At 47.3% G+C, this 10919-nt stretch carries 8 protein-coding genes; 3 read left to right on the top strand and 5 right to left on the bottom strand.

What is annotated here, in order from left to right; translation table 11 throughout:
• The first annotated feature begins 271 nt into the window (after positions 1-271).
• Entirely contained in the window at positions 272-2428 is a 2157-nt protein-coding gene (locus MKY23_RS04785) for an alpha-amylase family glycosyl hydrolase (RefSeq protein ID WP_221789279.1), read from the top strand.
• A 148-nt stretch (positions 2429-2576) separates the two neighbouring features.
• On the opposite strand, the gene MKY23_RS04780 is transcribed toward MKY23_RS04785, so the two are convergent.
• The 4 genes from MKY23_RS04780 to MKY23_RS04765 all read right to left on the bottom strand — a co-directional run bounded on the left by MKY23_RS04780 (position 2577) and on the right by MKY23_RS04765 (position 7688).
• The gene (locus MKY23_RS04780) at positions 2577-3863 is read right to left on the bottom strand and encodes an MFS transporter (RefSeq protein ID WP_339835805.1); all 1287 of its coding nucleotides are present in this window, start codon (positions 3861-3863) and stop codon (positions 2577-2579) included.
• Positions 3864-4141: 278 nt separating this feature from the next.
• Complete coding sequence (locus MKY23_RS04775; RefSeq protein ID WP_339835802.1) at positions 4142-4978, bottom strand: sugar ABC transporter permease; 837 nt, start codon at positions 4976-4978, stop codon at positions 4142-4144.
• Positions 4975-6330, bottom strand: a complete 1356-nt coding sequence (locus tag MKY23_RS04770) for a sugar ABC transporter permease (RefSeq protein ID WP_090917488.1) — start codon at positions 6328-6330, stop codon at positions 4975-4977. Before MKY23_RS04770 ends, MKY23_RS04775 begins: the two co-directional genes overlap by 4 nt.
• A 68-nt stretch (positions 6331-6398) precedes the next feature.
• Positions 6399-7688, bottom strand: coding sequence for a maltose ABC transporter substrate-binding protein (locus MKY23_RS04765; RefSeq protein ID WP_308722302.1), 1290 nt, complete (start codon positions 7686-7688; stop codon positions 6399-6401).
• A 448-nt stretch (positions 7689-8136) separates the two neighbouring features.
• On the opposite strand from MKY23_RS04765, the gene MKY23_RS04760 reads away from it, so the two are divergent.
• The gene (locus MKY23_RS04760) at positions 8137-9171 is read left to right on the top strand and encodes a LacI family DNA-binding transcriptional regulator (RefSeq protein ID WP_154891249.1); all 1035 of its coding nucleotides are present in this window, start codon (positions 8137-8139) and stop codon (positions 9169-9171) included.
• A 183-nt stretch (positions 9172-9354) separates the two neighbouring features.
• Here the strand turns inward: MKY23_RS04760 and MKY23_RS04755 are convergent, their stop codons facing one another.
• On the bottom strand, positions 9355-10113 hold the full coding sequence (locus tag MKY23_RS04755; protein ID WP_154891176.1) for an SDR family oxidoreductase: 759 nt from the start codon (positions 10111-10113) through the stop codon (positions 9355-9357).
• A 193-nt stretch (positions 10114-10306) separates the two neighbouring features.
• On the opposite strand from MKY23_RS04755, the gene MKY23_RS04750 reads away from it, so the two are divergent.
• Positions 10307-10900 (top strand): TetR/AcrR family transcriptional regulator, encoded by a 594-nt coding sequence (locus tag MKY23_RS04750; RefSeq protein ID WP_339835795.1) that lies wholly within the window; start codon positions 10307-10309, stop codon positions 10898-10900.
• The last annotated feature ends 19 nt before the right edge of the window (positions 10901-10919 follow it).

Below are 10919 nucleotides of genomic sequence, written 5' to 3'. Positions count from 1 at the left end.
AAAAAAATACTCAGAAAAAAGTTATTGACATAAAAACCAAATTTTCTTAAGATAGCGTTGTGATCATAACTCGAGGGCTATGCTTTTAAACCCCAGTGGTTTAGGACAACCCCGGTAACTCCCCATGGAGATACCGGGGTTGCCTGCGTTTGCGCCTGGAAGGAGGAATCCAAACATCTCAGTGAATCAACCTGTACTATTGTAAGCGCTATAATTCAAAGTCCGTTGGTTGTTTATCAAAAACTACTACATTCACGAAGGGTGGATTACCATGTTTCAAATGGCCAAACGCGCATTCCTCAGCACTACACTGACCCTCGGCTTGCTTGCCGGCAGCGCCCTGCCGTTCTTGCCAGCTTCCGCTGTATACGCCGATCCGGACACCGCTGTGACCAACAAACAGAGCTTCAGTACAGATGTGATTTACCAAGTATTTACGGATCGCTTTTTGGATGGCAATCCCTCCAACAACCCCACCGGAGCCGCTTATGATGCCACATGCAGCAATTTGAAGCTGTACTGCGGAGGAGACTGGCAAGGGTTAATCAACAAAATCAACGATAACTATTTCAGTGATCTGGGTGTCACAGCGTTGTGGATCTCCCAGCCTGTCGAAAATATTTTTGCAACGATCAACTATAGCGGTGTAACCAACACAGCCTACCATGGCTACTGGGCTCGGGACTTCAAAAAGACCAATCCGTACTTCGGCACGATGGCGGACTTTCAGAACCTGATTACGACGGCTCATGCCAAAGGCATCAAGATTGTCATTGACTTTGCACCGAATCACACCTCTCCAGCGATGGAAACCGACACCTCTTTTGCCGAAAATGGCAGACTGTACGATAACGGTACACTGGTAGGCGGTTATACCAATGATACCAACGGATATTTCCATCACAATGGGGGTTCCGATTTTTCTTCTCTGGAGAACGGCATCTACAAAAATCTGTATGACCTGGCCGACTTCAACCACAATAATGCGACCATCGACAAATACTTCAAAGATGCAATCAAACTGTGGCTTGATATGGGCGTTGACGGTATTCGGGTGGATGCGGTGAAACATATGCCTCTCGGTTGGCAAAAGAGCTGGATGTCCTCCATCTACGCACACAAACCCGTGTTCACTTTTGGAGAATGGTTCTTGGGATCAGCTGCATCCGATGCAGATAACAATGACTTTGCTAACAAGTCTGGTATGAGCCTGCTCGACTTCCGCTTTAACTCTGCGGTGCGTAATGTGTTCCGTGATAACACGTCCAACATGTACGCTCTGGATTCCATGATTAACAGCACAGCTACGGACTACAACCAAGTGAACGATCAGGTGACGTTCATCGACAACCATGATATGGATCGTTTCAAAACAAGCGCGGTCAACAATCGCCGCCTGGAACAGGCTTTGGCCTTCACATTGACTTCACGTGGTGTACCTGCCATCTACTATGGTACTGAACAGTATTTGACGGGGAATGGCGATCCGGATAACCGTGCCAAAATGCCTTCGTTCTCCAAATCCACTACAGCTTTTAACGTCATAAGTAAACTCGCGCCTCTGCGCAAATCCAATCCGGCCATTGCCTACGGTTCCACACAGCAGCGCTGGATTAATAATGATGTATATGTTTATGAGCGTAAATTCGGCAAGAGCGTAGCCGTTGTCGCGGTAAACCGCAATCTTTCCACGTCAGCAAGCATTACAGGATTAAGTACTTCCCTGCCTACAGGCTCATACACGGATGTACTTGGCGGTGTGCTGAACGGAAATAACATCACCTCCACGAACGGCAGTATTAACAACTTCACCCTTGCTGCGGGCGCAACGGCAGTATGGCAATACACAACTGCCGAAACAACACCAACCATCGGTCATGTTGGTCCGGTTATGGGGAAACCCGGTAATGTGGTGACAATTGATGGCCGTGGATTCGGCTCGACGAAAGGCACGGTCTACTTCGGCACTACAGCGGTTACCGGAGCAGCGATTACGTCTTGGGAAGATACACAGATTAAAGTAACCATCCCTTCCGTTGCCGCTGGCAACTATGCAGTCAAAGTTGCGGCAAGCGGGGTAAACAGCAATGCATATAACAACTTCACCATCCTGACCGGCGATCAGGTCACCGTTCGCTTCGTCGTAAACAATGCGTCCACAACGCTTGGACAGAACCTCTATTTGACAGGAAATGTGGCTGAACTGGGTAATTGGAGCACCGGTTCGACTGCCATTGGACCCGCATTCAATCAGGTCATTCATCAATACCCAACCTGGTACTATGATGTCAGCGTACCGGCAGGCAAACAGCTGGAGTTCAAATTTTTCAAGAAAAACGGTTCGACGATTACATGGGAAAACGGTTCTAACCACACATTCACTACACCAGCGAGCGGAACAGCCACCGTTACGGTGAACTGGCAGTAAAGCTTCATATCATTTAATACACAAGCTAACCCGGAGTACGCGAATGCAGCGTATGCTCCGGGTTTTTGCTATGCGATCGGATCGGTGACAGAGGAGGTTTCGTTAAGATCTTATTAAAAGAACCGCCTGTCTTCATTTGTATGAATGTCTAAGTATAGGTTCGAATGGACTTCAAGGTTGTGATGGCAATGATTCCTGTTGCAAGCAACATCATCCCTACGCCTTCCAATACGGCGGCGGCACCCCAGTGATCCGCGAAGATCGAGACTACCGTCAGGCCCAGGATCGGCGCCGTACTCGTAATGGTGCCAACGACACCATAAACGCTACCCTGCATCTCATCTGGCACGGCGGTGCGAAGCATAATCTGGGTGAGCATCGTACAGCAAGCAAACATAGCTCCACCGCCTATGATGAGCGGCAGGGCCATGAGAGGCGAGGATACATTCGCCAGAAGCATATAAACAGGCCCTAACACGAGTAGGCCGATAAAGACCCAGCGCCCGCGATGTTTCAATCTTTTTCCCGAAGCAATCAATACCCCTGAACCAATCATGTATCCCAGAGGAATACAGGTCTCGATCAAACCAAATTGAACTGGATTCGCCTTCCATACGTTAACAGCCATCACCTGAATGAGCATCATGGCTGACATAAAAAAGAGAAGTATCAGCGGATTGAGTAATACAATGGAACGAATGAGTCGACTCCGATAGATGTAAGCAAACGAACTGCGCCACGCCTGTGCAAAAGATTTCGGGTCACCACTGGCACGCATCACCTGTGGAAAACGCCCTGCCAGCAGCACACAGATTGCAGACAATAGGAAAGTTGCCCCCGTAATTAGGATGGCGACAAAACCGCCAAACGCAGCTACAGCGACCCCGGCGGCCGCCAAACCACTTATACGAGCCAGATTGTCCACCAGATGAATGGTACCCGTTGCCTGCTGGATGCGCTCTTTACCCACGATGCTCGCAGCGGAAGCATGAAATGCTGGAGCCTGAAACAAACTGGAAAACATCGATAAAGAGAGCAATAACAGCAATACAGGAAAAGGTACATGCCAGCTGAACAGGCTAACTGCAACCAGCAAAGCGATCACACCGCGAAACACGTCTGAAGCCAGCATCAGCTTCCTTCGATCCAGCCGATCGGCCACCGTACCCGCTACTGATCCAAATAGAAAACTGACCACCATATTGCAGATCTGCACAGTAGCCATGCTCTTAGCACTGCCCGTTGTCTGAAGTACCCACAGGCTGATGGCAATACTATTAAAACAGTCACCAAAAACAGATATGCCATACCCGTACAGGATTCTGCGGAACGTCCTGTTACGCCATAGGGTGCGCGGAGCTTCACTGCTCTGCAGAGTAGCTTGTCCCCCTGGATAGACTGTAGCTTCAGGCTCACTGGAAGGGTTCATGCCCATACATCACCTTCCTCCTTTTTCTTCATTAGAAGCCCTCGACAAGCAAGCCTTAATCAGAAAGCCTGGATATAATTCTACATACCCGTAAGCACAAGCAGACACTTCCGAAGCATGGCCAGTCAACAAAGACATGACGTTGCGGAAGTGCCTGGTTGAATTGCCGCAACTGCGGCTTATCTTGCCATTAATGCGGCTGACTATACTGTTGAAGGCACGGTGTCATCTTACCCTTTGTATGCTATGAAGTAATGTTGATCTCTGGAGGTCATAAAGTGCAGTTAACCTTTGGACGCCCCTGTGGTCAGCCCCTGAACGAGGAAACGTTGCAGGAATACAAACAACAAAGTAATTGGAATAGCAATCAGTACAGCTCCTGCAGCAAACATCGTGAAGTTACTGTCCTGATATCGATTCACGAGATCCCACATTCCTACAGCCAGAGTCCAATTTTCTTTGGTACGCAGCACGAGTCGGGCAAAAATAAAATCCATCCATGCCCCCGTGAAGCTGGTTAAGGCAACGTAAGTTAGCATCGGCTTGGATAATGGGAGGATGATGCTGGTGAACACACGCAGATGACTGGCACCATCGATACGAGCTGATTCATCCAGACTGCGCGGGATGGTGTCAAAGAAACCTTTGACGATGAATCCGCCGAGCACTGCCCCTGAGGAATAGACCAGAATAAGCGCAGCATGCGTGTCGAGCAGTTTGATTTGCAGCAAAATAATATAGATGGCAATCATGCTCATGAAGCTTGGAAACATGCCCAGAATGAGCATGGTGGACAGAATCGTTTTACGCCCCCGAAAACGGAACCGGGATAACGCGTACATGCCCAGCGTCACCATCAATGTGGAGAAAATCATCGTGAAGAATGCGATTTTCAGCGTATTCATATACCATCTGCCGTACATAAAGGACGGATTGTTAAACAGCTCTCCATAATGGGATAGCGTGAATCTTTCCGGCCATAAGCGTTCACTGAACAATGCCGCGCCGGGACGTAAGGACGACAGAAAAATCCATAAAACTGGATATATGGATACGACAGCAATAATCACTAAAAGCACGTAACTAAGCGTCAAACGAATCGGATTGTTGCGTTTCTTCATTGGATCATGTCCTCCTCCTTGAATGATTTGGAGCGGCGGAAATTCCAGATGGAGAAGGTAGCAATAATCAGGAAGATGATGATACCTACCGCAGAAGCCATATTGAATTTATTATTGTCGAGTGTGAGTTTGTAGAGCCAGGTCACCAGCAAATCCGTTGCCCCAGCATACTGATAGTCTCCGCGAAGCGGATTACCGTTCGTTAGCAGGAAAATGACGTTGAAGTTGTTGAAGTTTCCGGCAAACTGCATAATCAGCACCGGTGTCGTGGCAAATAAAATAAACGGCATCGTAATAATCTTGAACTTCTGGAACGCAGAAGCGCCGTCTACTTCGGCTGCCTCATACAGATCACGCGGAATAGCGGTAAGCACACCCAAAATGAGCACCATGCTGACCGGAATACCGATCCACATGTTGACGACAATGACAGTAACTTTGGCCCAGAACGGGTCCGTCAGCCAAGGCAAGCCTTCCAGTCCGAATGCTCGCATGTACGTATTGATTGGTCCAAACTGACCGTTGAAGAGATTGCGCATCAGTAGCAACGAGATAATCTGTGGAATGGCATAAGGCAAAATAAAAATGGTACGCCACAACTTTTTGAAGCGGATGCCTTTCTGTTCAATTAACAAAGCTACAAGAACTCCGCCGAAGTACGTCGTTACGGTAGCCAAGACAGCCCAGATGACTGTCCAGGTGAGCACCCCGTAGAACGTCTGGCTCCAGGATTTGAGCTGGATCAGATCCGTAAATGTTTTGAACCCTACCCAGTCCACCAGTTTGGCTGGTGGAATATGATCCGGTGCCGCATAGTTCGTAAACGCAATCGTAACGGTGAACAGAATCGGCATGATTGTAAAAAACAGAATACCGAGTGCCGGGATGGACAGGAACAGATACGGAAAATTTTTGTCCATTACATTGCGCATCGTTGCCGCGGCTCCCAGCGTCGGTTTCCCTTGCTCTCTTGCAAGTCCGGTCATATACGCATCCCGGATATTCAGAATGTAAACAAGCACAAACACAAAAAAGACCAGCAGCACAATAATTCCGTCAAGCAACAAAAAGATAGAATGGTCGCCCTTTTGAAGCACCGTTGAACCATTCACTTTCACAAAACGCTGTGTATTCTCCCCCAGTGTCCATATTCCCCATACCGCTTGGGACAGCCGAGGAAGCAGGTATGCAAGCCCTGCTCCCTCCAGCAGCAATAGAATAATGCCTTTAATCCACTGCCGATTGTATAACTGTCCGAGACCTTGCAGTATGATGGAGCATATGGCTGCTGTCATCCGGTGCTGCTTTTCCCGATTGGGCTGGGCAGACACCGGGACATGCTGTTGCCGCATATGCTCCCTCCTCTCCGTTTGGTATCATTCATCGTTCACCGTTCATTCGTGTCATCGCTGTTTCGTCATTATTGTGTGGTTGCCAGGCTCTCCTTAATCTGTTTCACAGCATTGTCAAGGGAGGCTTTCACATCCTTGCCGCTATCCCAAATATCTGTAATAGCTGACGATATAGGTCCCCATACACTGTCCATGGCTGGAAGGGAAGGCATCGGTGTCGAGTTGTTGAATTGTTCAAGGAAGGCTTTGTTGATCGGATCTTCCTGTACTTTGGCGTCTGCCGCCACATTTTTGTTCGCCGGAAGTGTACCATTCATGTCAAAGTTCTCCATCTGGGCTTCTTCGTTCGAGAGGAATGCAGCCAGCAACTTGGAAGCATTAGGATACTGGGTAAACGCATTGACGTAATAGGCTTTCACACCCGAGAAGGAAGTCATTGGCTTGCCATCAATAGCGGGAAGCGGAGCAACTCCAAAATCAATTCCGGCGTTGCGATAGTCGGCAATGGTCCAAGGTCCGTTAATATCCATGGCCAGCTTGCCGCTGGAGAACAATCCCTTTTTGATATCGTAGTTCACATCGCCCATCTTGAGCGGCAGCACCTCAGCCTTCAGCTTTTGGAGGAATTCTCCCCCCTTCTGCGCTCCTTCGTTGTTCAAACCGAGGTCACTGCTATCCATCCCGTTGTTCCCAAAGATATATCCACCCTGAGACGCTAGGAAAGCATAGTTATAATAGAATTGTTGTAATTCCCACATCAGCGCATACTGATTGGATTTGGTATTGTTAAACGTTTTGGCAAAATCGATAATTTCATCAAAGTTTTTCGGTGCTTCGGGGTACAAGGCTTTGTTGTAAAAGAGGGCATACGTCTCGACGCTGTACGGATATCCGTATAAAATGTCTTTGAACGTCACCGCTTTCAGCGCATTCTCGCTGGTATTAGCTGTGGTCTCAGCTTCGAAGATATCATTAGGCAAAATAAGTCCTGCTTCCGAGGCGCTTCCAATCTTGTCATGCGGGAACACAACGACATCCGCAGCAAGCCCGGCAGGGCCATCCGTCGTTAACTTGGTTACCTGATCTGTTGGCGGTAATTCCTCCATTTTGACCGTGACGCCATATTTTTCTTCGAATTTTTTGACTCGTTGCTGAATAAAGCTACTCTGGTTTTTATCCTCCCAGATGACCAGTGTTGCGCCCTCTTCTGGCTGGAGATTCTCAGCAGTCAGCTGCACGGTATCCTCTGGATTATCACTTGGCGCTGCAGGAGTAGAACTTCCTCCTCCTCCGGTTGAACATGCAGCTAGTGTAAAAGCCATTCCGATGGACAGAACTGTGCCTTGCCATTTTCTCATGTGAAATGTCCCCTTTCCCTCTGTGTAGTTCAAGAAAATTTTGCGCTTTTCACCCTTTAAACGCCGTAGATTGTCAGGATTTGTGTTCCATGTGAATCGTTGTACAAACGTTTGCTCAAAATGAAACACAATGTCACTGATGCATTCGATATGTAGGGGTAAATAAGTTAAAAGTATGTAAATTCAATGATGTAAGCGCTATAATATATACCACATCATACAATACCGAACTTTATTTGTACAAACGTTTGCACAAGCTGTATTCCTTCAAATTTAACCATATCCTGAATTTTGTTCACAGTAATTTCCTATTTCCTTGATCTAACTCTATCTTCCTTTATTTTGCTCCACTTGCATTCCGGGTTAACGAGTTAACAATTGATTTCTGGTACCCTTTGCATTACCATAGGAGAATGTTGAAATGATTGAATCAGAAGGGGTTTTTTACATGATTACGATCAAGGATATTGCCAAATTGGCGGGTGTTTCCCCTTCTACAGTGTCACGGGTGATTTCAGGCCATCCCAGAATCAGTACGGAAACATCTCTTAAAGTTAAACAAATTATGAAAGAACTTAATTATCATCCCAATATGATGGCTAAGAGCCTTGTATCCAAAACAACACAGACGCTTGGAATTATGCTGCCCCGTCCTGCGGAGGAGCTTTTTCAAAATTATTTCTTTGGAGAGTTGTTGCGCGGCATTATTACCCACGCGACTCGTAACAACTATGAGTTACTGCTGTCCACCGAGACGTCCTCCGATGATGAATTACAGGCCATTTCCCGTCTCGTGCATGGTCGCAGGGTCGACGGTATTCTGTTGCTCGGTTCCAAACGGGACGATCCCATCATCTCTTTTCTCGAAGAGGAAAAATTCCCGTTTGTTCTCATTGGCCGAAGTGAGACACATCCGAATGCCCCTATGGTCGACAACGATAATGTGCAGACCGCGTATGATGCAACGCAGCATCTTATTGCACAGGGACACACACGCATCGGCTTTGTGAGCGGCCCGCCTGATATTACGTTATCGCATGATCGCATGCGTGGATATCGGAAGGCTCTTGAAGAATCCGGATTAACGGCAACGAACGACTGGATCGTGGAGGGTGAATTCTTACAGGAAAGCGGCTTCCGGGCAATGTCCCTTTTTATGTCGCTGCCCGACAGGCCTACCGCCATTGTAGTTATCGATGACAATGTCGCTTTCGGTGTGTTAAGAGCACTTGCGGAGCTGGGATATCGAGTGCCTGAGGATATCAGTGTGGTCAGTTTTAACAATATCGCGTTGTCCGAACTTGCTTCACCTCCGCTCAGTTCCATTGATATTGGCACATACCAGCTCGGGTATACCGCAGTTCAGGTTTTACTAAAAATTCTTGGCAACGAGCCTCTCGCTCAGAACCCGGTTATTATCCCGCACCGCCTGATTGTACGTGAGTCCTCCCTATATTTGAAGGCAAAGCCCTTCCTGAGTTAAGCGCTCTACCTCATCTTTTGGGAAGTGCAAACGTTTGTCCTTTAACAACTCAGGCAAGATCTGTGATGAGCACAGATGCCAAAGAAGCCGCATTTCTGCGGCTTTTCTTTTGCTTTATTTCCCTATCCTTGCTAAGCGTCAGTACTATTTCCAGTTCCTAAGCACAATTAATTTACCAACAAATTAATACGAACTCCAGCCTGCATCAGCCGTAATGACAGTCCCATTTACAAAACTGGACTCGTCCGATCCAAGGAACAGAGCCACTTTGGCAATCTCTTCACTCGTTCCTACTCGCGGGTTGATCGCCATCCCCTGCTGCTGCCGTCCCGCACCGAACGGGTTAATACCTGTCATGGATGCCCCGATGTTAGTCGCAACCGCTCCGGGTGCAATGGCATTACAACGAATACCTTGCTCGGCATACATGTATCCTGTATTTTTGGTAAAGCCCACCACAGCGTGTTTGGAAGCGGTATATGCCGCTCCTGCCCGTCCACCGTGCAAGCCCCCTGCTGAAGCAATATTCACAATAACCCCTTGCTGTTTCTCTAGGAAAATTGGCAGCACTTTGCGTGTGGTTCGCATCACACTTGTTGTGTTCACCGCAAAAACCTTTTCCCACCGCTCATCGCTAATATCCGCAGCTGGCTCCATCCCATCCATAATCCCCGCATTGTTGACCAGAATGTCTACTGTACCGTATTTACTCACCGTTTGATCAATAAGTTGCTGTACATCTTCCTCTTTCGCTACATTAGCCAGAAGAACGAAGGCTTCTCCACCGTTCGCCTGAATCTCTTGAACGACAGCCTGAGCAGCTTCTTCGTTGATATCGGAAACAACGACCTGGGCTCCTTCTTGTGCATACAATGTGGCAATGGCTTTGCCCATTCCTGATCCTGCCCCTGTGACAATGGCCACTTTATTTTGAAGTTTCATTTGTCTATTCCTCCTTTAAAATGTATTCGTTTACATAAAGATAACAAACAAATGTTCATTATCTCTTATCCTTAGTATAATAAGTCATAGCTTTTCGATACAATCAGTAAAAGCCTGTCCAAATGTACGTTAAACAACAGGCTCTCACCTGTTTGTACGTTATTTTTTATAAATACACCCGGGAGGAATTCCAATGCCTGAAACATCAGACGCGATGGATCGACGAATCCGCAAATCCAAAGCCGCCCTGAAGGAGGCAATCCTTCATTTGATGCAGAAGCAAAATTTCAAAGAAATCTCCATTTCGGATATTGTGCAGCAAGCTGATCTGAATCGGGGAACCTTTTACAGACATTATCAATACAAGGAAGACCTGTTCAACGAAATCCTGCATGATGTGACTCAGGATCTGGTGACTTCATTTCGCAAGCCTTATGAGGGAATGAAGGAATTTCAGGTGGGTCTTATGCCCTCTTCCGCTATTACCATCTTCGAACATGTGCATCAGCACGCCCAATTTTACACCCTCGTTGTGCAATCCGAAGCTTCTTCCAGCTTTCAGCGTATGATCTGTGATGTGCTGCGGGATCTGTCTTTACAAGATCTGAATCATATTTTCCCGCCCCATATTAATCCCGAACTGCTCGCAAGTTATCAGTCTCATGCCATATTTGGCATGATCATGGAGTGGATCAGACAGGATTTCAAGCACAGTCCCACCTACATGGCGGAAGAGTTATTCAAAATTATTCATTATACGCCCGCACAACGATTAAAAACTGAATAATTTCTCAAAATATGGGTAT

This window comes from Paenibacillus sp. FSL R7-0272 (genome assembly GCF_037969905.1).
GTDB lineage: Bacteria > Bacillota > Bacilli > Paenibacillales > Paenibacillaceae > Paenibacillus > Paenibacillus polysaccharolyticus.
The sequence above is the reverse complement of the archived record's forward strand: the minus strand, read 5'-3'. Positions and strand labels throughout refer to the sequence as shown.

Coding starts and splice junctions, on each gene's coding strand:
- MKY23_RS04785 (WP_221789279.1), top strand. CDS start 272: ATGTTTCAAATGGCCAAACGCGCATTCCTCAGCACTACACTGACCCTC.
- MKY23_RS04780 (WP_339835805.1), bottom strand. CDS start 3,863: ATGGGCATGAACCCTTCCAGTGAGCCTGAAGCTACAGTCTATCCAGGG.
- MKY23_RS04775 (WP_339835802.1), bottom strand. CDS start 4,978: ATGAAGAAACGCAACAATCCGATTCGTTTGACGCTTAGTTACGTGCTT.
- MKY23_RS04770 (WP_090917488.1), bottom strand. CDS start 6,330: ATGCGGCAACAGCATGTCCCGGTGTCTGCCCAGCCCAATCGGGAAAAG.
- MKY23_RS04765 (WP_308722302.1), bottom strand. CDS start 7,688: ATGAGAAAATGGCAAGGCACAGTTCTGTCCATCGGAATGGCTTTTACA.
- MKY23_RS04760 (WP_154891249.1), top strand. CDS start 8,137: ATGATTACGATCAAGGATATTGCCAAATTGGCGGGTGTTTCCCCTTCT.
- MKY23_RS04755 (WP_154891176.1), bottom strand. CDS start 10,113: ATGAAACTTCAAAATAAAGTGGCCATTGTCACAGGGGCAGGATCAGGA.
- MKY23_RS04750 (WP_339835795.1), top strand. CDS start 10,307: ATGCCTGAAACATCAGACGCGATGGATCGACGAATCCGCAAATCCAAA.